This is a genomic window from Bacillota bacterium (assembly GCA_012837335.1).
Lineage (GTDB): Bacteria > Bacillota > Limnochordia > Darwinibacteriales > DTU012 > DTU012.
In genome coordinates this window covers 1-21,265 of the sequence record DURM01000065.1, presented here as the reverse complement: position 1 = coordinate 21,265, position 21,265 = coordinate 1, and the positions used below count along the sequence as shown (strand labels likewise).

Annotated in this window: 17 protein-coding genes; 4 read left to right on the top strand and 13 right to left on the bottom strand. The window is 48.6% G+C overall.

Going from position 1 to position 21,265, the window contains the following annotated elements; translation table 11 throughout:
* The first annotated feature begins 68 nt into the window (after positions 1-68).
* Positions 69-1,529: a 4-alpha-glucanotransferase gene (gene malQ / locus GX019_09495; GenBank protein HHT37392.1), complete on the top strand. Its 1,461-nt coding sequence runs from the start codon at positions 69-71 to the stop codon at positions 1,527-1,529.
* Here malQ and GX019_09490 read toward each other — a convergent pair.
* The 9 genes from GX019_09490 to GX019_09450 form a co-directional block, all read right to left on the bottom strand.
* Complete coding sequence (locus GX019_09490; protein HHT37391.1) at positions 1,517-2,716, bottom strand: FprA family A-type flavoprotein; 1,200 nt, start codon at positions 2,714-2,716, stop codon at positions 1,517-1,519. The two genes, malQ and GX019_09490, sit on opposite strands and share 13 nt — an antisense overlap.
* A gap of 143 nt (positions 2,717-2,859) precedes the next feature.
* Positions 2,860-3,819, bottom strand: coding sequence for an NAD(P)H-dependent glycerol-3-phosphate dehydrogenase (locus tag GX019_09485; GenBank protein ID HHT37390.1), 960 nt, complete (start codon positions 3,817-3,819; stop codon positions 2,860-2,862).
* Positions 3,820-3,985: 166 nt separating this feature from the next.
* Positions 3,986-4,384, bottom strand: coding sequence for a hypothetical protein (locus GX019_09480; GenBank protein HHT37389.1), 399 nt, complete (start codon positions 4,382-4,384; stop codon positions 3,986-3,988).
* A gap of 134 nt (positions 4,385-4,518) precedes the next feature.
* Positions 4,519-5,301, bottom strand: a complete 783-nt coding sequence (locus GX019_09475; protein HHT37388.1) for a DUF3298 and DUF4163 domain-containing protein — start codon at positions 5,299-5,301, stop codon at positions 4,519-4,521.
* Between the two features lie 55 nt (positions 5,302-5,356).
* Entirely contained in the window at positions 5,357-7,156 is a 1,800-nt protein-coding gene (locus GX019_09470) for a diguanylate cyclase (GenBank protein ID HHT37387.1), read from the bottom strand.
* Complete coding sequence (locus GX019_09465; protein HHT37386.1) at positions 7,153-8,253, bottom strand: hypothetical protein; 1,101 nt, start codon at positions 8,251-8,253, stop codon at positions 7,153-7,155. The genes GX019_09470 and GX019_09465 overlap by 4 nt, the downstream gene beginning before the upstream one ends.
* A 110-nt stretch (positions 8,254-8,363) precedes the next feature.
* Entirely contained in the window at positions 8,364-9,851 is a 1,488-nt protein-coding gene (gene araA / locus GX019_09460; GenBank protein HHT37385.1) for an L-arabinose isomerase, read from the bottom strand.
* The gene (locus tag GX019_09455; GenBank protein HHT37384.1) at positions 9,844-12,117 is read right to left on the bottom strand and encodes an RND family transporter; all 2,274 of its coding nucleotides are present in this window, start codon (positions 12,115-12,117) and stop codon (positions 9,844-9,846) included. The genes araA and GX019_09455 overlap by 8 nt, the downstream gene beginning before the upstream one ends.
* 46 nt (positions 12,118-12,163) lie before the next feature.
* The gene (locus GX019_09450; GenBank protein ID HHT37383.1) at positions 12,164-14,119 is read right to left on the bottom strand and encodes a hypothetical protein; all 1,956 of its coding nucleotides are present in this window, start codon (positions 14,117-14,119) and stop codon (positions 12,164-12,166) included.
* 157 nt (positions 14,120-14,276) lie between these two features.
* Here GX019_09450 and GX019_09445 point away from each other — a divergent pair, with 157 nt between their 5' ends.
* The gene (locus GX019_09445) at positions 14,277-15,047 is read left to right on the top strand and encodes a biotin--[acetyl-CoA-carboxylase] ligase (GenBank protein HHT37382.1); all 771 of its coding nucleotides are present in this window, start codon (positions 14,277-14,279) and stop codon (positions 15,045-15,047) included.
* Positions 15,048-15,063: 16 nt separating this feature from the next.
* Positions 15,064-15,609 (top strand): biotin transporter BioY, encoded by a 546-nt coding sequence (locus GX019_09440; protein HHT37381.1) that lies wholly within the window; start codon positions 15,064-15,066, stop codon positions 15,607-15,609.
* A 22-nt stretch (positions 15,610-15,631) separates the two neighbouring features.
* Here the strand turns inward: GX019_09440 and GX019_09435 are convergent, their stop codons facing one another.
* From GX019_09435 to GX019_09425, 3 genes are all read right to left on the bottom strand, one after another.
* Positions 15,632-16,321, bottom strand: a complete 690-nt coding sequence (locus GX019_09435; GenBank protein ID HHT37380.1) for an L-ribulose-5-phosphate 4-epimerase — start codon at positions 16,319-16,321, stop codon at positions 15,632-15,634.
* 13 nt (positions 16,322-16,334) lie between these two features.
* Positions 16,335-17,996: a ribulokinase gene (locus GX019_09430; protein HHT37379.1), complete on the bottom strand. Its 1,662-nt coding sequence runs from the start codon at positions 17,994-17,996 to the stop codon at positions 16,335-16,337.
* Between the two features lie 135 nt (positions 17,997-18,131).
* The gene (locus GX019_09425) at positions 18,132-18,833 is read right to left on the bottom strand and encodes a PHP domain-containing protein (protein HHT37378.1); all 702 of its coding nucleotides are present in this window, start codon (positions 18,831-18,833) and stop codon (positions 18,132-18,134) included.
* Positions 18,834-18,939: 106 nt separating this feature from the next.
* On the opposite strand from GX019_09425, the gene GX019_09420 reads away from it, so the two are divergent.
* Positions 18,940-20,850: a glycoside hydrolase family 127 protein gene (locus GX019_09420; GenBank protein HHT37377.1), complete on the top strand. Its 1,911-nt coding sequence runs from the start codon at positions 18,940-18,942 to the stop codon at positions 20,848-20,850.
* 45 nt (positions 20,851-20,895) lie between these two features.
* Here the strand turns inward: GX019_09420 and GX019_09415 are convergent.
* On the bottom strand, positions 20,896-21,265 hold a 370-nt coding region (locus GX019_09415; GenBank protein ID HHT37376.1), incomplete at its 5' end, for a hypothetical protein.

Below are 21,265 nucleotides of genomic sequence, written 5' to 3'. Positions count from 1 at the left end.
CGTTTCCTTCCAGATAAATTCGGTGAAAATGGGCCATACTAGTGGGAAAAGAGGAAAAGAGGGTCAATATGCCGGCATCCCGAAAAAGCGGAATCCTCCTTCATATCACTTCGCTGCCTAATGAGTATGGCATCGGTGATTTGGGCAGAGAAGCCTATGATTTTATTGATTTTCTTCACGCTTCAGGACAGAAGCTGTGGCAGATTCTTCCCCTCGGTCCCACCGATTTTTTCGGATCTCCCTATGCCCCCTACTCTGCCTTTGCAGGCAATCTCCATCTAATCAGTCCTGACCTGCTGCTTAAGGAAGAGCTTATTTTAGAATCTGACCTGGATAGCATCCAGTTTGATTCACCTGAAGCTAAATACATCCTGATCAAGCAGGCATTTGCGCGTTTCCAGAAACGATCATCGGCTGATCTGCAAGCGGAGTACGAACGCTTCTGCCGCAGCAATCAGTTTTGGCTCGATGACTTCGCGCTATTTATGGCGTTAAAACACCATTTTAAGCGAGTAAGCTGGATTGAATGGTCGGAAGAGCTTGCCATGAGGAAGGAGTCGACTCTTGTCCACTGGCGGGAGAAGCTGGCCTTAGAAACTGAGCAGCAGATCTTTGGCCAGTATCTCTTTTTCCGCCAGTGGGAGAAACTGAAGGATTACGCCCACAAAAAGGGAATCAGCATCATCGGCGATCTGCCTCTTTTTGTAGCCCATGACAGCGCCGATGTTTGGGCAAAACCGGAGCTGTTTTTATTGGACAAGCGGGGTCTGCCGGAATTTGTTGCAGGAGTACCGCCAGACTATTTCAGCAGGACCGGTCAGCTGTGGGGCAATCCGGTTTACAATTGGGATGCCCATTATGAAGAAAGGTTCGACTGGTGGCTCAAGCGGATTGAGGTGCTTTTGCAGCTGGTAGACTTAGTCCGCGTTGATCATTTCCGCGGTTTAGCCGCTTACTGGCAGATTCCGTACGGAGAAAAAACAGCGATAAACGGCAGGTGGATGCCCGGTCCGGGCTCAGATTTTTTTGCTGCTGTAAAAACTGAGCTCGGCACTCTGCCTTTTATCGCTGAAGATCTCGGTTTTATTGATGACGCTGTCATTGAACTCAGAGACAAGTGGAAACTGCCAGGTATGCGCGTGCTCCAGTTTGCTTTCGAAGCCCTCAAGCCAAACATCCACAGTCCTCATGCCCATACCGAAAACTGCGCTGTCTACACCGGCACCCACGATAACGATACTACGCTTGGCTGGTATCAGAAGTCCAATCCAAAAGTTAAGGATTATGTCTGCCGCTACCTCAACTGCGATGGCACCGATATTGCCTGGGATTTGATCAGAGCGGCTCTCGCTTCCCCGGCGAATCTGGCCATCACCCCGCTCCAGGACATTTTAGCCCTGGACAGCTCCGCCCGCATGAATGTTCCCGGTACAGTCGCGGGCAACTGGCGCTGGCGCTTAAGCGCTCATCATTTAACTGAAGAAATTGGGCTGCGGTTAAAGGATCTCACCGAGCTTTATGACCGCTGAGGCTGAGCCTCCTTAATGAAAGCTCTCGCAAAGGTTCTTCCGAATTCGCGGCACTGCTCCCGGTTTTCTTCCGATAAACCGAACCGAACTTTCAGTCCCGGCTGAACAACTGCCAAACGCATCCGTTCCAAGCGGTTTTCCAATAAGTCAACTGCCTCGCCGCTCCAGCCGTAATTGCCGAAAACTGCTGCGAGCTTGCCCTTGGAAGTAATGGCACTGACATGGCTTAAAGCCCGCCACACCGGCTCAACCGCATCGGCGTTGATGGTAGGCGAACCGACAACCAAGCCGTCGAAATCCTGCAGCGCTGCCTTAATCACATGCTCCGAATCATTGGCAAAGTCAATCAACACCGGCTCCTGCCCTGCGCTTCTCACACCCTCGGCTATCAGATCGGCCATCATTTTCGTGTGTCCGTAAGCACTGGCATATCCGATCACGATCTTGGGATCAGCCTTAACGCCAGTACCGCTCCATTCTTGATAGAGATCGACTGCATGCCAGAAATCCCGGTCGAGAATGGGTCCGTGGCCAGTGGCAATCATTTTGATGGCTAAAGGTCTGACCTTCTCCACTGCCTCAAGAATCTTCGGTTTAAACGGACTCATAATTGCTTCATAATAGTATTTGATGTGCGGCGTAATGTCCCCGATTTCGCTTACAAACATTCTGCCCTCGGGATCACAGTAGTGGCTGCCGAACCCATCGCAGGTAAAGAGAATCTCGTCCTCTTCAAGGTAGCTGAACATGGTATCGGGCCAGTGCAGAAACGGCGCCATGATAAAGCGAAGCGTCTTATTGCCTAAGTCTAAAGTATCGTTGTGCTTTACAATTACTGCTTCAAAATCCCGCTTGATCTGCTCCTGCAGAAACTGAACTGCCGGCCTTGTGCCGTAGACTTTGATGTGGGGAGCCTTTTCTAAAAGCGCTCCTACCGCACCGGAGTGATCCGGTTCGGTGTGGTTGACCACTAAATATTCTATCTCGTTTAAATCAATCTCCTGCTCTACTTTGTGGAGAAACTCATCAGTAAAATTTACTTTGACAGTATCAATTAAACAGGGCTTTTCTGCTTTGATTAAATATGAATTGTAGGTTGTGCCCCATTCGGTTGGTATCACAACATCAAAAACTTCTAAATCAGGATCTAGCACTCCTACCCAAGTAATATCTTTGGTTACCTGCATAGCCCCACTCCTTTACCATTTTAAGTAAATCTTAGTAAATTACTTAGAAATATACAAACAGCCAGATTTACCTTGGTGAGTGGTTTTAGGCAAATAACTCTACCTTATCGATAATAGCTATCGTTTACAGCCATTTTTGCAATTTAGAATTCAAACTTGATCGGCCGCAGATAAAGATCAAGCAGGACTTCCTCGGCATCTTTCTTTTTGTTGACAATTGTATCGATGCTTTCGCAAATCGGAAGTTCTATCTCATACTTCTCGGCAAGCACCATCAAAGCTTTAACCGTAGACACACCTTCTGCCAGCTTATCGAAAGACTTACCCTGCACAAAAGCTTCCCCAAAAGCCCGGTTGTGACTGTATGGTGAGTATAATGTCGCTGAGTAATCACCTAGGTGGCTTAAGCCGTATACAGTAAGCTCATTACCGCCCATAGCTCTCACCAATCTGGAAATTTCCCGGGCTCCCCGGGCCATTAAAGCGCCTTTGAGGCTGCTGTAGTTCAGCCCATCTATCATACCAGCTGCAATTCCGATTACATTCTTAGCCGCAGCGCCGACCTCATTGCCGATTAAATCCTGGCCGTAGTAGAAGCGGATCAGCTCGCTGCCAAACTCCTGCACCAGATATTTAGTGGTATTGATATTATCCGAGCCGATTACCATGCAGTTCGGGATGCCGTTGATGTAATCCTGAACATGCCCAGGACCCACCCAAATCGCTATCTGGCAGGGCTGGGTGATCTCTTCTTTGATGATCTGGGTTAAGCGCTTGCCGCTGTCTTCTTCCAAGCCCTTCATGCACAGTACAAAAGTTTTATCCGAAACATCAAATTGATTAATGCTTTGGGCTAACTGCCTTAAGTTTTGTGATGCAATGCTGATGACGATGACACTGCCAAAATCGACTGCTCCTTCTAGATCTGTGGTCATTTGAACAGAAGCGGGAAGAGTGAGGTACTCGTTGGTGCGGGTTTCCATCAGCTTGGTAAAATTCGCCGATGCTGCCCTGCCCCAAACCAGCACTTCATGTCCGAGGCGGTTGAGATACCAGGCGAGAAATGCTCCCCAGCGTCCTGCCCCCAATACTGTTACTTTCATATAACTGCTCCTTTCTCATCGGTAATCAGCATTTATCTATGATGTCCATAATTACCATCTAATTATAACACAAAAAAGACCTTGTTTCCCATCAGCTTTCCTGTGAGAGAACAAGGTCTATATCCCAAAATTCAAGCATCAATTTTCCTCCTGCAGCTTATGTTAACTATACAATTCTTCCTATTAACTGCAAGCTTCTGCGCAACCATCTAAAGAACTCCACTGCGTGCGTTTCTGCTATCAAAATCTTCTCTTCACCCTGACTGAACATCAGCGCACAGTCATTGTCTTCAAAAGGACTCCAGCCAAAAACGATACTGCCCATGCGCGAAATCGCGATCCCAATGATCAGCTCATCCTTCAGCTCGCCATGCTTGGTAATAAGGACTTCAGTTACCCCCTGCACCAATACATCGCTTTCATCCCACAAAAACAGAATTGTTCCCTGACCGGACTGATTGGCAACTTCCAATGCGATCTGCAGGTCTCCCTCCGAGTGTCCAACAATCGCCAATTGACCCGAATGCTCTCCAACAGACCACTCACTGATCAGATGTCTTTTCATAGGTTTTCTCCTCTCTGACGCAGCGGTACACCTCCCAATGTTTATCGAGATTCCCTGTTCTAGCTGGTTGTTTATAAATAATACCATAATAGAGGACTCTTGTCAAATTAAATTTCTAACATCGTCACTTATATTCATCTGCCCTCGTAGTGCTGCCGCAGTTCGTTGACCGCTGCGCTTAATTCTAACCAAAACTCAGGAATGCCAGTTGTATACGGTCCGATCGCATTTAAATCAAAGTAGACAATGATGTGATTTTCTGTGATATAAAAGGATTGAATGCTGCTCAAATCTCCTGCTTCGATCTCGCTGACAAAATAAGCCGATGGATTTTGTTTGATTTGGCTGTTAATTGCTTTTAGCAGAACACCTCGCTCCTCTTCAGTTGCGAACAAGTCTGTAAACTCGATAATCCTGCCGGTGGTCAAATCCACATTGACCGTTTCCATGAATCCTGACTTATTGTGCCGATCCAAATAGTGGCTGAAGCTGACAGTCAAGCTGAGAATTCCGCCCGAGTTATAATTTACCTTGTAATTCACTTCGGTAGTGTACTTGGGCAGCTGTTCCGGTGGGCCGTCCAGCTCCTCCAGATACTTGTAAGTATTGGTTTCAATCTCATGGTCAAAATGAACTATTCCCTCGTAAAACATGGTGTTGAGCTGATCATACAGCTCCTGGTCTTTTATGCCGTGAATCACCGGAATAGATAATCTGCTGCAGTAATAGGGACTGTCCTTTTCGCGCACGCGATCAAGTACAATTACATCCCAATTTGGTCTTCCGCCAATAATGCGGTACCAGTATGGATTAACACGGTACTCAGCTTGAGTTTTTTCTGCAGTCAGTACTAATCCCACAGTGAGTAAACAGATTACTAAAATTGCTGCTGAAATCCTGCGTTTAGCGAGATGCACCAAGATCCCTCCCGCTAACAATAGTCGCGACTTGTTTGTACATTATGTCCGTAAATTACTTAAACAGCTTTACTCCACTGTGAAGTTCATTGAGAATAGGAACAGCAATTTCAACCAAATGCGGATCAAATTGACTGCCGGCGTTATCAATAATTTCTCCGATCGCTTCTTCATGGGTAATCTGCTCTCGATAAGGACGAAAACTCGTCATAGCATCGTATGCATCAGCAATAGCTAAAATTCGACACTCAATGGGAATCTCCTCCCCCGCCAATCCCAGCGGATAACCACTGCCATCCCACCGCTCATGGTGGCAGAGAATTAAGCGAGATATTCCGGCTAAATGCGGCGAGGAAGTTGCAATCCGATAGCCTTTTTCTGGATGCTGCCTCATTATTTTCCAGTCCGCATCGGATAATTTCCCGGGTTTTGTCAGGATACTATCGGGAATGCCCACCTTGCCTAAATCGTGCACTTTGACTAAAAGAGCAAGGTCAGCGATCTGCGCTTCGGAAAGCTGAAGTTTTTTAGCAATCGCCTCGCAGATCACCTCCATGCGCGCGGCATGGCCGTGTGTGACATAATCTCTTTCCGCCAGCGCAGCCATGAGAATATTTACAATCTCAGATTTCATGCTTACACTGCGATACAGCTTATCGTGGAGCATCCGATCATCGGCAATGCGGTAGAGTTCCGTCAGAGAAACAGAATCATCTTCCGTTGTGGCGCTGCCCATGGAAATGCTTAAAGGCAGCGTCGGATTCTCCTGATTGTAGTCATCAACTGCGCGGCGAACCTTCTCCATAAAAATCTCTGCCTGCTTGCTGCTGCACCTGGGAATTATTACTCCGAATTCATCACCGCCGAGACGGGCCGCTGCCCCCCTGCCTTTTACACCGTCCCGAAGGATCTTAGCAAAGGCTCTCAGCACCATATCACCGCAGGGATGGCCCATGCTGTCATTAATGATCTTCAATCCATCTAAATCCGCGGCAATCACTGTAATAGGGTAATCTGTCGATTCCTGATACTTCACAATCAAATCTTCAAAGTGCCGGCGGTTGTAAAGTCCGGTCAGCACATCGTGCATGCTGAGAAACTCCAGCCGCTTTTGGTAGTGAATCCGCTCCGTAATATCCCGGATCAGGCCGCTGAATCCAGCAACCTCACCGCTGCTGTTTCTGGTCAGGCGGATAGATACTTCGCCATAGCATAATGACCCGTCTTTACGCCTGAGTTTAATCGTATTAACCCGCTTTGCAGACCTCTGCTCCCAAACAGCGCGGAATATTTGAAAAACTTTGCGCCGTTCAACGCAGATTGTCAGCATATTCACACCTGCCAGTTCTCCAACTTCATAGCCTAACAAATCGTACAGCGACTGATTGCAGAACACAATGCGGCCCTTAAGATCAATCTCATAATACCCTTCCTGCATGTTTGCCAAAATGTCCCGGTATTTCTTTTCGGACTGCCGCAGCGATTCTTTAATCTTTTTGCGGGTAAGGGCGTCCTCCAGACTGCGGGCAAAGATAGTGTATAAACGCTGTTTCTGCACCGATAAAGGCCCAGCCTCTTCCATGTATAAATACGAACTAGAATTAGTAAACTGATGAAGATAGCTGTTCGGCCCAGGTTCTGCCGTGGCAGCCATGGGATCCTCATGCTTCATAAATCCCCAAAAACCGCTGCAGTTCTGCAGAATCGGGTCGTTTAAGCTCAGAATCAGTTTCTGCACCCCAAGCAGGCGGCTTGCTTTTTCAATCACCTGCTGAAAAAGCTCCTCGCTGGGAAGATCGCTGTCAAAAGCAGCAATATCCATGATTAAAAGGAGTTCATATGCCTGCGGTATCATCTGCCCTCACCTCCGATAGTGACTGACAGGGCTTTGTTGTGGTAGAGCGGGATTCCAAAACTGCTGCTGATTTCCCCAAATGTTAATACTCCCAGCGCCGGTAAATCTCCAAGTACGCGGTAGATATTTTGAGTCTCCAGAATAAACGAATCCTTCTGCAGCCGCTCTCGGCTTACGCAGTCGAACATAATCGCGAATTTAGGCTCAGGATGCTGGTCTAAGGTTTCTTCAGTGATTCTCTTGGCCACTGCCGGCAGAGCTGGAATGCTGGTAGTCATCAAGCTCACCATTGATTTCGGCGGGATCTCCGTTACGCAGACCAAAGCCTGATCCTCCACTTCAATAATGTCACGGACTACATAATCCCCGCTTCCGCAGGGAATGCCCAGCTGAAACTTATGTCCGGTAATATCAATCTCCTGATCGAGCATCTCCCGCACAACAGCGCAGTAGCGCTGCACAGCCGGCTGGCCATCCAGCTCATAGATCCTGTTCCGCTCAGCTCTGGTGATCAGCATCGGTTCGCCTAAAGGCATCCAGCCATGCCCCACACCTTGGGTAAAATAAGCTTCTTCAACCAAGGCCAGAGCAACTCCTTCGTCCGTGTATCCGGCTTCAGTAAACTGGCTGACCGTTCCGGCGCCAAAATACTGGAAGCTGGGTCCAAGATTCGAATAGATGCCTCTAATCAAAGCGGATAATTTGTAGTTGTGCACATGGGGCAGCATCAACACTGCTCCCTCCTGGACGCTGTCTTCGACAAACGACGCACCTAATTCTTGACCTTCCCGGTAAGCTCTAGTGATATCCACCGGCGTAATTCTGGTTTGCGCCTTAACACCATACACGCTTAAGGCAGCGACACCCTGCCGGAATATCCGGTCCATAGTAAAGATCGCGCCAACCTGGCCGCCAATAAAAGGTGAGTGATTTAAAATATCACTGCAGGCTTCCCAAACAGCCCGCAGATCGTAATCGCCGGCATAAAATAGGATCGTTAAATCGGGGAGTCGGGATTCGGATCTGCTCTCCGCTAAAGCTTGGGCAACAGCTGCTTTTTCCTTGTGTTCTTGACTGATTCCAATTCTTATCTGCACACCTAACCCCCCCTGCATCAATCTCTCCTTAACAATTTCTCCTTAAAACCAAACATTTCCTGCAAAAGCAAAATAACCCCTCGACTTAAGGGGTTATTTTGCAGGTAAATTTATCCGTAATAAGCTTGGTTCCAGCGCAGTTCCTTCTTGAACTGGTTCAAATCGGTAGATTCATCGATAACCATGCACTCAACTCCGGCTATCTCTGCAAAATCAACCATCTGCTGTACAGTCAGAGCCTGACTGAAGCTGGTATGATGCGCTCCTCCTGCCAGGATCCAAGCAGCTGCCGCTGTTTTCAGATCTGGCTTTGGAATCCACAGCGCCCGCGCCACTGGCAGCTTTGGCAGCTCTTCCGATTCCACAACTTCTACCTTATTGACGATCATGCGGTAGCGGTGTCCCAAATCTACTAAAGTCACAGCAACTGCCGGTCCAGGAGGTGCCGTAAAGAGAGAGCGAACCGGGTCGTTTTTACCTCCGATGGAAAGCGGATGGACTTCCAGTGTAGGTTGATCAGCTGCCATCGTTTCGCAGACTTCCAGCATATGAGCACCTAAAATCCGCATATTGCCGGGTTCCAAGTGATAGGTATAGTCTTCCATGAAGGAGGTGCCGCCTTCTAAGCCGGTTGCCATTACTTTCATGACTCTCAGCAGCGCTGCAGTTTTCCAATCTCCCTCTGCTCCAAAACCGTATCCTTTTTTCATCAAGCGCTGGACAGCCAATCCAGGCAGCTGTTCTAATCCATGAAGATTTTCAAAAGTAGTTGTAAATCCGGTATAGCCGCCCTGCTTGAGGAATCTCTCAATGGCCAGTTCGTATTTCGCTTGTTCAGCCAGGGCACCACGGTATTCACCGCCAGGTTTTAAGCTGTCCATCAGCTGATACTCCTGATCATAAACAGCAAGCAGTTCCTCAACTTCGGCATCTGTTACCTGGTTGAGCACTGCAAGCAGATCACCAAGGCCGTACCCATCTACAGCAAAGCCGAACTCTACTTGAGAACCGACTTTATTACCTTCGGTAACTGCCACTTCCCGCATATTGTCGCCAAATCTGGCAATTTTAACATTCTGCATCTCGTGCCAGCCCAAGGCAGCCCGCATCCAATCTGCCAGATCCTGTTCAACTTCCGGATCCTGCCAGTGGCCAACAATGACTTTGCGGTCAATGCCTAACCGGGTAACAATAAACCCGAATTCCCTATCTCCATGGGCAGATTGGTTGAGGTTCATAAAGTCCATATCAATTTCCTGCCAGGGAATGTCCCGGTTAAACTGGGTGTGCAGATGCACGAGCGGCTTCTGCAGTCGCTTGAGACCGTTAATCCACATCTTCGCCGGCGAAAAGGTGTGCATCCATGTAATTAGACCGATGCAGTTTTCCGCAATATTGGCTTCCAAGCAAAGTCTGGTAATTGCTTCCTGATTAGTCAGCACCGGTTTAAAGACAACTCTAACTGGAAGCTTTCCGGACGCGTTGAGCGCGTTTACGATCTGCTGTGAATGCTCGTCAACCTGCTTTAAAGTGTCGTCCCCATAAAGATGCTGACTTCCTGTGACAAACCACACTTCATACTGTTTTAAATCAAGCACTGTGAACCCTCCTTGAGAATTTATTTCTTAATATCTGCAGCATAACGGGCAAAACCGTTACTGTTGCAATGCAGCTGATACCCATGGCCAAGGCCATCAGCACGCCAAACACCATAAGAATGGAAAAAGTAGAAAAGCAGAGCATCAAAAATCCGGCAATCAGGGTAGCAGCATTGATCATAATGGCATGACCCGCGGTGCTGATGGCTATTTCGCAGGCATCCATCAGATTTTTTCCTGCCTTAACCTCGCTGTTGACCCGACTGATGTAGTGAATCGAATAGTCGATTCCCATTCCGATGGCAATACTGCCGATTAATACTGTAGCCGCATCCAACGGCAGTCCAAGCCAACCCATAACACCAAAATTAATGACTATGGTAAAGATCAGTGGGATCACGGAGATGCATCCTTCTAAAAACGAACGCGTAAAGATTATCAACAGCGCCAAAACAGCTAAAGTTGACCAAAGAACACTGGATACTTGACTTTCGGAAAAGCGCTGCATATGGTGCTGAATAATCTTTGGAAGTCCCGAGACGGTGACCGTATACCCTTCCGGGAGCCGCTCCTTTAATCCCGTTTCCAAGGAGATTAAGTTATTGGCCAGCTGAGTTGTATCGCTGCTGCGCAGCCAAGCGTAGATCATTGCTTTCTGCTGCTGATTGCGGCTTACAAACACACTGGTTAGGGTTCTAGGCAGCTGCTGATAGGCTAAGGGAACCAAATTCGGCTGCAGCTGTCCATCGGGACTTAAGTCTCTGGCCAGCGATGCCATGGACCAGGTATGAGTCACCAGCGGCACCGTCTGCGCATACTGCTCTAATTCATCAATTGTAGGCAAAAACTGCGGATTCAAAGCACCTTGGGCTTGGTGAGTATCCACCACAATCAAGACCTGCTGGGAGCCGCCAAAATACTGCTCATAGACTCGAATACCTTCCGCTGCATCGCTGGATTTCCGGAAGTAGCGGGCAATATTGGCTTCAACAGTTATCCGCGGCAGTCCCAACGCCATTATAACAAAAACTGCTGTACCGATTACTGCCACTGTCTTACTGTGCCGCATCACCCATCTGGCTAGTTTAGCGAGGAAAATTGTATCCCAGTAAGTTTCCTGTTTTGCCTCTCTGCTCAAGCGCTTCGGCTCAGGAAACACAGCCAAAAGGGCCGGTATTCCCAGCAGTGTAAACACATAAGCAACCATAACACCAATACCGGAGAATGTACCAAAATCCTTAACCGGTATCACCGTTGAAGTGCGCAGTGAAATCAATCCCACCGCTGTGGTTACCGATGTCATAGTGCAGGGAGGCACCATTTTCTCCATTACACGAGCGACAATCTCATTTTTAGACGCTGAATTCCGCCCCAACTCCTCCTGATATTTGTGCAGAATATGAATTCCGTCAGCTGATCCGATTACGATTAGAATTACCGGCATAATCACACTGACAAGGGTGATCGGAAAATCCAACCAAGCCATCAGTCCCATCGTGATCACCATGGAGACTAATACTGTAGCACCGGGGATCAAAAAGCCCAGCCAGCTGCGGAAGCTTAGGATTAAGACTATCACCACAATCAAAGCTGCAATGGGAAATAACACAAAGGCGTCCCGCCTGATGCTTTGATCCATCGCGTGGGTTATGTAGCTGGTACCCGTCATATTAAACTGATCCGAACCCCACTCAGTGGTTAGGAGTTTTTCGAGTTCTTTTACAGCCCGCTTGCCCCGGCTGGAATAGCTTCCATAAATGTAGAGTTCGATCAGCATGGCTTCGCTGTCTGCGCTGATCATCCGCTTGCCGTTAGGACTTTGAGCCAGCCGCTGGCGAAACGCCTTGACTTCTGCTTCAGTTGCTGGAACCTGCGGCGCAACGGGTATGCTCTGCACCATAAAGCCGGCTAGTCCGAAATAGGATGTGTCAAATGGACTGATAACTTCAAAGACATCCTTGTGTCCTCTGATTTCAGAAATCAAGTTATTTGCTTTCTGGAGAACTTGGGGATCGTTCATGTCTCCTTTCAGAATCAAATACAGAGGATCGCCGACAGTGAAATCACGGGCGGCGGTTTCAATTGCCCGCGTTTCCTCCTCACTTCCGGTAGTGAGTTTGGTTACATCAGTATCGACATAAATGTTCGTCAGCTGGTAGCCAAAAAAGCCGGTGACCAAGACAAAAACTATCAACACAAGCCAGGGATATTTAACTGCAAATCGCGGTAGAGTTTTCTCAAATATAGATTTGAACCACTGTATCATCTTCAACTTCCTTTAATTCCCTTCTCCCAGTGATATAATTCCATGGTTAGTCACTGCTTTCCTGCAGATGCTGCGGCAGGGAAAGCTGCGCTCGATAATTAGACATGTTGTAATCAGGCTGCCGCTTGGGATTATAAACCGGAGCTGGTCCCGGCTGATCTTGGGTGTAGATCCAGATCGAATTTTGGTCCCAGACTAATATTTCATCCCTGGCATCGCCCGTTAAATCAACCGGCTCATAGCAGAGATAGGGATGGCCATCATCTGGTAACTGGACAACGCGATCGAAATCGTAATCGATCATGCCTCCCTCATGGGGATGACCGGAGATCAGAAGCAGTTCTGTTCCTAATCCGTCCCAATTCACAGGAGACAGAGCAGTTCCCCGAGGCGCGATCAGTTCCCTGCGCCGCAGGATATTGCCGTCAGCATCAAAAAAGATGATTATTCCCGGATTGCCCCAAAAGGTAACTGTCGCTACCTGCAGTTCTGGGCTATCAGGAATAAACCGGGCAATAGTAGCAGTCTGGCTGTGTCCTACATTTTGATGCCGAAGCACTTCTCCAGCTTGATTTACCCAATACATACCTTCATCGCTGGCTGCGATAATGAACTGCCACTCATCACCTTGATTGAACTTGCCAATTGCCACCCCATCAGCATGATCACCGATATCTAAGGACCAAAGCACAGTGCCATCGTGATCCAAAAGCGCATAGCCGATTAAAATCTCATCTTTTCCGTCATTGTCAATATCCACAGCCATGGGATAATGGCCACAGTTGCCCCGGTAATGCCAGAGAGGCTTCAAATCCCAGGTGTAAGCCCAGATATTGTTGTAGCGATCCTTGATTATCAGGTCTCGATCAGTTCCCTGCCCAGTCAGATCGCAGAAATAAAGTGAATCGCCGACAATCCGGTCGTACTGGTCTTCGGGCATTTTCGGCCCGGTGTGGGGTGGAGCTGTAGGTGTCGGCGCGGAATACTTAACCTGACCGGTTTCACCGTCAAGGACATATATGCGGAAATCTTTGCAGAAAATCACTTCCTGCCTGCCATCCCCATCCAGATCGTGAATCTGCAGCGGCAGATCATTGGATACCAGAGCATTTTCAGGATTGGGCTCCCCAATCTGCCACAGCACATTGCCGTCTAAATCAATGGCAGTTAAACAGCTGATTTCGCTGAAATTATCTCCCCGCATCCGCCTGATGTTCTGGGCAAGAATAATTTCTTTTCTGCCGTCATTATTTAAATCACCAAAACGGATGCTTTTGCCGGCGCCAAACCCCGGTGTTTCAATCACTTTCCACAGCTTCGGCTGGGGATAGAGCCGCCGCTTGGTTTCCTCCCGCTCTCTCCGTGCCAGCTTCTCCTGCTGCCACACTTTTATTTTTTCTGCTTCCATCAGCACTTCCACTGGACCGAACCGCACCGGGTGCGTTCCAGCAAAACCAATTCTGCCTCGCTTATATGTATCATCCTCAGCGCATAAGCGGTATCCATCGACAGCCGCTTCCATTTTTATCCCTGAAACAGTAAGCCTGACATTGTAATAGCGGTCACTATCGAGAGCAACCGGAATCTCTGCTAGAGCGCTGATTTCATCATCAGACCGGGCAATCAGCTTCAAGGTCCCGGTTTGATACCAAAGGGCATAATAGTGCCGGCTGGTCTCATAGCGGAAGACGATGCCGTACTCGCCCCGCGTTGTAATGGGGCGAAATGTTGTGTTTAAAACAAAGTCATCCCACTCACCGCCAGCAATCAGCATCGGCAGCGCCCGCTGGCGGATGGCACCAATCTCCAAAACCTTGTGTCCATCCTCAGTAGTAACAAGCCAAGAAGGATTGCCCCGCCAGGAGTGATGCACCGTAGTTGCAGTCCATTTTCCTGTTTCCCCGCTTACATCCGGCCAGTGATATTCACCTAATGCGGAATAATCATGGGGTAATACCCCTACCCGCAGATCAGCATAATCATCGTAAAAGACACGCTCCAACCGCCGAACTCCTTTCTTTATTAAAAACCCGCAGTTCGTTTTCATCTGCTGTGACAATCCTGTTATATATTCGGCTTTCTGAACCTAAAATTCCTGCCATTTTACAATTCTTGACATTTTTTATTTCCTTTCCTATGATCAGGAAGAAGAAAGGGAAGTGATTGCCATCGAAAACTCTCCACTGCAATACAGAATTATCACTGTTGATGAAACTGCATCCACCAATGACTTAGCTAAAGAGTATGCCCGGCAGGGTGCCTCAGAAGGCCTGGTCATCACAGCCAAACGCCAAACCCAGGGCAGAGGTCGGCGGGGTCGGGAATGGTACTCCCAAACAGGAGGCCTGTACTTCTCCATCCTGCTCAGACCCAACCTGCCCTTTACCGAAATGGCGAAAACCACGCTGTTAGCGGGAGTGGCGGCAGTGGAAACACTGAGACAGCACTATCGGGCTGCCGCAGAGCTGAAATGGCCTAACGATGTGATTATAGCCGGCAGGAAAATCGCCGGGATTCTTACAGAGGGATCAATCAATCCGGGAGGGTCCAACTATATCATTGTTGGAATTGGAGTTAACACCAATCCGCCTGCAGAGCCGCTGCCGGAATCAATTCGAGTCCGAGCAGGGTTTTTATCAGATTTTACGAATCTTACCATAGAGAACCAGGTGCTGCTGCGGCAGTTTTTAAATCATTTCAACCAGCACTATGTTCGGTTTGCCCAGGGAAAGCATCACGAATTTCTGAAGCTGGTACGCTGTTATACCAGGATGCTGGGGCAAGAAATAATCATCACTGAAGAAAAAGCCACGTACCATGCTAAGGCAGTGGATATCGATGAGACCGGTGCATTGATTGTGAAAAAAAGCGATGGCACTATCCGTACCCTATTAGCAGCAGATGTCTCTATCCGCAGTCAAAGTATCTAAAGAGAGGTAAATCTAAATGAACATCAAACGCTTAACCTACATCGGACTATTTGCCTGTTTAACAGCCCTCGGAGCCCTGATCACTGTCCCTATTCCTCCACTGGTTGTGCCGATAACACTCCAGATTCCCTTTACGCTCACGGCCGGATTCATATTGGGTCCGCGGGATGGCGCTGTCAGTCAGCTCCTCTACCTGCTCTTAGGCGCAGTGGGTCTGCCGGTGTTTTCTGGTCAGCAGGGTGGTATTGGCATGCTGTGGGGACCAACAGCAGGATTTTTATGGGGCTTTGTCCTGGCCGCTTTTCTGATTGGATGGCTGAGCTGCCGCTTTCGCTTCCGCAGTTTTAGAGCCATATTTTTAGCGCTCATCTTCGGCCTGATGCTGATTTATGCCGCCGGAGTGATCGGCTTAATGCTTGTCCTTGATTACAGCTTCGGGCAAGCGCTCGGCGCGGGCGTAGCACCTTTTGTTCTGGTAGATGTATTTAAACTGCTGGTTTCCGCTTATGTAGTTGAGCGTCTTATCAAAACAGGCATTGTAAAAGCAGCATCAAAACGCTGATGCTGCTTTTTCTTACGCTATTTTAGTTTTGACCGTAATAGGCGTCCTTGCCATGCTTGCGCAGATAATGCTTATCAAGGAGATACTGGGGAATTGCCTGTGCTTCCCGGTTAACGCTGAAAGTAATGCCTGCCATTTTGGCGCATTCCTCTAAGACCACACTGTTAACTACCGCGTCCATAGCGTCCTTACCCCAGGTAAAGGGTCCGTGCTGGCTCACCAGCACCGCCGGAACCGCATCAGGGTCAAGATCTGCAAATGTCTCCACAATCACCTTGCCGGTATTTAACTCATAATCAACCGCCACTTCCGCCTGATTCAAAGGCCGGGTGCAGGGCACAGCGCCGTAGAAATGGTCCGCGTGAGTAGTGCCTAAACACGGCAGATCCATGCCTGTCTGAGCCCACCCGGTTGCATACGTGGAATGGGTGTGGGCAACTCCTCCAATATTCGGGAAATTGCGGTACAGCTCTAAATGAGTGGGCAGATCTGATGAAGGACGCAGACTTCCTTCAACAACTTCACCATCGAGATTGACTACCACGAGCTGATCTGCTGTCATCTCGTCATACGGCACACCGCTAGGCTTAATCACAACTAACCCCCGCTCACGGTCGATCCCACTTACATTTCCCCAGGTATAAACCACTAATCCCTTGCGGTTAAGCTCTAAGTTCGCTTCCAAAACATCCTGACGTAGTTTAGTCAGCATTCCCAACACATCCTTATAGTTTTCTTAAGGTATCTTCAAGCAGACCACCGACTTCCAGGTATCTGCGGTACTTTTCTTGGTATTTGGCCGCCTGATCAGCCCGCGGAGTATAAGTTTCGCTGAATACGGTTCCCATGTGCTTTTGGGCTTCCTGCACATTCGGATATACACCTGCCGCAACAGCTGCGAACATGGCTGCTCCCAACGCGCAGGTTTGATCCGATTCAGTTACTTTGATCGGCATATTAAATACATCGGCTGTAACCTGCATGACAAAAGGATTCTTCTTGGCAATACCGCCTAAAGCAATAACCTGGTCAATTTCTACACCTTCCTCAATAAACCGATCAATAACAGCTTTTGAACCAAAGGCTGTCGCTTCAACCAGTGCCCTAAAGATACGCGGCGCATCAGTTCCCAGGCTTAAACCAACCAGGGCGCCTTTCAAAGCCTGATCCGCATCTGGTGTGCGTCGGCCGTTCAGCCAATCGAGGGCAACAACTTGGGTATCTTCAATTGACAGTGCCTCAGCAGCTTTAGTGAGCCGCGGCAGAATTTTTTCGAAAATCTGGTCCACCAGCTTATCAGAAATCAAACCGCTTTCTTGAATATCCAGTAAAGGCCAGAGCAAAACTTCCCTAAACCAAGCAAAAACATCTCCGAACGCAGATTGGCCTGCTTCCAGTCCAACCATGCCCGGAATAACGGAACCGTCAACCTGTCCGCAGATTCCCCGCACCAGCTTATTCTGCATTACATCATAAGGGGCAACCATGATATCGCAGGTAGAGGTTCCCATAATTTTAACCAACGCTTTGTCAGTTACGCCACCACCGACAGCTCCCATATGGGCGTCAAACGCGCCTACGGCAATAGCGATGCCCGGTTTAAGGCCAAGTTTCTCTGCCCATTCGTCGCATAAAACTCCGGCCAGCTCATCAGCGGGATAGGTGTCCCGGTACATGTTCTTGGTTACGCCAGCCATGATCGGATCAATGGCTGTAAAGAACTCTTCTTTGGGCAGTCCACCCCACTCTTCATGCCACATCGCCTTATGCCCGGCTGCGCAGCGGCTGCGCTTGATCTCATCGGCAGACTTAACTCCGGAAAGGAGAGCCGGCATCCAATCACAGTGCTCCACCCAGGTATACGCTGCTTCCCTCACCTCAGCATCTTGGCGGTAGATGTGGAGAATCTTGGACCAGAACCATTCTGAGGAGTAAATACCACCGACATATTTGGTGTAGTCAATCGGAGAATGGTTCCATGCGTAATCATTGATCTCCGCTGCTTCCTGTACAGCGGTATGATCCTTCCAGAGAATAAACATGGCGTTTGGATTCTCGCTGAACTCCGGAAGCAGAGCCAGAGGTGTACCGGTATGATCAACGGCGCAGGGAGTGGAACCGGTTGTATCAATTCCAATGCCTACAACCTGCTCTGCCACCTCTTGCGGCAGCTGCGCTAATGACTCAGTAATGCACTCCTGGAGGCTCTCAACATAATCCAGGGGATGCTGCCGAAATTGATTGCTGGCAGGATCACAGTATAAGCCCTGTGCCCACCGTTTGTAATACGAAACGGCTGATGCCTCTTCCCTGCCTGTGCGTGTATTCACAACTAAAGCGCGGACCGAGTCCGTTCCAAAATCGACACCAATTACATATTTGTCCATTCTTTCCGCTCCTTACCATAAAATGTTATGTTTACATTTCAGCAAATACCGCTCTGTTTCCTGCCGAATAACCGGAATACGGGGCAGGTTTTACTCCCGCAAAAGCGAATGATAAATCAAAAGCGGCTGTACTGATCACCCAAACGATAGCTTAGGCAGTGGATTAGTAATCAGTCCTAAGTCCTCAGCTCTAAGAATGGGGACTAAATCGTGAATATCTGTGACCCGCTCTTTCAGCGCTACCCCACCGATTCCCAGGTCGACCCGCTGATGGAAATCGGAACCAGAGATTTTCAATAGTCCATGCTCCTCGGCGAAAGCCAGAGCCAGATGATTCTGGGACTTGTGGCGGGGATTGCCGTTAAAGACTTCCGCTCCATCGAGCAAGCGCGGATCAACCGGCTGCATATAGCTGCGAAACGGATGGGCCACATAAAGCAGCATGCCATTGGCTTTTGTAAGTGAATGGAGAGCAGCTAAACTCAGCTTATAAAGCTCGGGATATTCAACTAGGAAATCCTCGGTAACACCGTAGATTAGGTAATCATTTTGGGTGCCAGCCATTTTAAGCTCAATTCCAAATAAAACATCTAGATCAAGCTTCTGCCCCTCATCCCGGGCAATCCGATATCCTTCCATATACCGCTTGATCTTATCAGCCCAGGTGGATTCGGGCAGAGTTTCAAAATAATGGTCGTAATAGTGATCAGTGATCACAATCCCCTGATAACCCGCCTGCTTGTAGAGATGGACAATCTCATGCGCAGGAACATGGGCGCAGGGACTGACATTGCTGGTGTGAACATGAAGATCATATTTATATTTATATAGTTTCATCAGGTTCCAATGCTCCTTGCTGTAAAAATAAATAATCGGTACAAGTATAACATTAATTATCTTGGTTGTGGGAAAAATCAAATGCCGGAAAGGAGTGGCTGCCATGATTGAGCCGAAGCAGGTAAGAATCAAAGATGGATTTTGGTCCCGCTATCAGGAACTGATTACAAACGAAGTTATTCCCTACCAATGGCGAGCGATGAATGACCAGATTCCCGATGCTCCCAAGAGTCATGCTATCAAGAATCTCCAGATCGCCGGCGGCAGCGAAACCGGAGAGTTCCACGGCTTTATTTTTCAGGACAGCGATGTTTACAAATGGCTGGAAGCAGTTGCCTACAGCCTAATGACCCATCCTGACTCTGAGCTCGAACAGCTGGCCGATATTGTTGTGGAGATTATTGCCAAAGCTCAGCATCCTGACGGCTACATCAACAGCTATTTTACGATTGCCAAACCAGAAGCGCGCTGGACCAATCTGAGGGACTGGCATGAGCTTTACTGCGCCGGACACTTTTTTGAAGCTGCTGCTGCATATTACCAAGCGGTAGGAAACACTCAAGTTTTGGATACCGCCCGCAAATTTGTTGATTATCTCCTAGAAGTGTTTGGTTCTAATCCAGAGCAGATTCCCGGCTATCCGGGCCATGAAGAAATTGAACTGGCACTGGTTAAACTCTATCAAGTTACTGATGATGAGCGGTATCTGCAGTTAAGCAAGTTCTTTATTGAGGAAAGAGGCAGGCAGCCTCACTTCTTTGATTTTGAATCGGAGCAGCGGGACGAAAAGCCGGCAGGTGATTACCGCTACTGGCAGGCTCACCTTCCGGTAAGAAAGCAGACTACTGCTGAAGGACATGCTGTCAGGGCTGTGTATCTATACACGGCTGTCGCTGATATCGCCTATTACACTAGAGATCAGGAGCTTATTGAAACCTGCTTCGAGGTCTGGCAGAATGTGGTGCGCCGCCGCATGTACATTACCGGTGGTATCGGCGCATCAGCACACGGCGAATCCTTCAGCTTCGACTACGATCTTCCCAACGATCGTGCTTACAGTGAAACCTGCGCTGCTATCGGCTTAATTTTTTGGGCTCAGCGCATGCTCAAACTGATCCAGAACAGCGAGTTCGCCGATGTGATGGAACTCGCCCTTTATAACAGCGCTTTATCAGGCATATCCTTAGACGGCAGAAGATTTTTCTACGTCAATCCCCTCGAAGTTTGGCCGGAAGCATGCCACAACAGAGCTGATCAGCGTCATGTTAAAGTCACGCGCCAGCCCTGGTTCGGCTGCGCCTGCTGTCCACCGAATATCGCCAGGCTTTTAGCCAGCTTAGGCAGTTATATCTACACCAAAACAAACGAGAGGGAAATCTATACTAATCTCTATATCGGGGGAACAGCAGAAATAGAACTAGGAGACCAGATCATATTGATCACCCAAAACAGCGAACTGCCCTGGAATGGAAAGGTTAAATTAACTCTCAGGGTGGCAAAACCTGAGCAGTTTACCCTTGCCCTGCGGATTCCCGGCTGGTGCAGCGCTCCTAAGATTGCGGTTAACGGCGAAGCGGTGAACTTGAACACCATCAGCGACAAAGGCTACGCGAAAATCACCCGCGTCTGGGTTGATGGCGATACTGTAGACCTCGACTTTCCCATGGAAACAGTGCTGATTACAGCTAATCCAAAGGTAAGAGCTAACAGCGGCAAAAAAGCGGTAATGCGGGGGCCATTGGTTTACTGCCTCGAAGAAGTAGATAACGGAGCTGACCTTCACAACCTCATCTTGAATGCAAACACAAAGTTCGATGTATCGTTTGATCCGAATCTCCTCAATGGCATCGCGATCATCTCAGCCGAAGGCGTACGTGAGCTTGCCAACTGGGACGACACCCTGTATCGAGTTAATGCATCCCTTGAGACACAGCCGGTTAAGCTCACCTTTATTCCCTACTACGCTTGGGCAAACCGCGACCCAGGTGAAATGCTGGTTTGGGTGCGCTGCCGCTAGAACAAAAATACCGCCGGTTGAGGCTAACTCAGCCGGCGGTTTCCTTTACTCTGAAGCTTTCGCTAAAGTCATTGTGACTATTGAATAAGAAGAGCGTGTAAGATCAGCAGGGGTTACTGCTAAATAGTGAGGGTTTAGATCGGATTGGAGCAGAATGGCCGCATCTAAACCTATCTCCCTGCTCTCCATATCTTTGATTATCAAATGATCTGCCTCATAGACAATCAGGTTTTCTTTTACCCCCTCCAGGGTCAGTTGGTACAGTCCATCCGCCTGTTCGAGCTTAAACAAGTAGTAGGGGAAAATGTTAAAAACCAAGACAAATTCTACTTTTTCCTCAAGCGGTCTTTCAATCGGAACCGCAAAAGCTGGTGATAAGCCAGCTCTCAGCTCACCGCGGCCTTCTTCCAGAAAG

Coding starts and splice junctions, on each gene's coding strand:
- GX019_09470 (HHT37387.1), bottom strand. CDS start 7,156: ATGATACCGCAGGCATATGAACTCCTTTTAATCATGGATATTGCTGCT.
- malQ (HHT37392.1), top strand. CDS start 69: ATGCCGGCATCCCGAAAAAGCGGAATCCTCCTTCATATCACTTCGCTG.
- GX019_09480 (HHT37389.1), bottom strand. CDS start 4,384: ATGAAAAGACATCTGATCAGTGAGTGGTCTGTTGGAGAGCATTCGGGT.
- GX019_09440 (HHT37381.1), top strand. CDS start 15,064: ATGAACATCAAACGCTTAACCTACATCGGACTATTTGCCTGTTTAACA.
- GX019_09430 (HHT37379.1), bottom strand. CDS start 17,996: ATGGACAAATATGTAATTGGTGTCGATTTTGGAACGGACTCGGTCCGC.
- GX019_09485 (HHT37390.1), bottom strand. CDS start 3,819: ATGAAAGTAACAGTATTGGGGGCAGGACGCTGGGGAGCATTTCTCGCC.
- GX019_09425 (HHT37378.1), bottom strand. CDS start 18,833: ATGAAACTATATAAATATAAATATGATCTTCATGTTCACACCAGCAAT.
- GX019_09490 (HHT37391.1), bottom strand. CDS start 2,716: ATGCAGGTAACCAAAGATATTACTTGGGTAGGAGTGCTAGATCCTGAT.
- GX019_09455 (HHT37384.1), bottom strand. CDS start 12,117: ATGATACAGTGGTTCAAATCTATATTTGAGAAAACTCTACCGCGATTT.
- GX019_09435 (HHT37380.1), bottom strand. CDS start 16,321: ATGCTGACTAAACTACGTCAGGATGTTTTGGAAGCGAACTTAGAGCTT.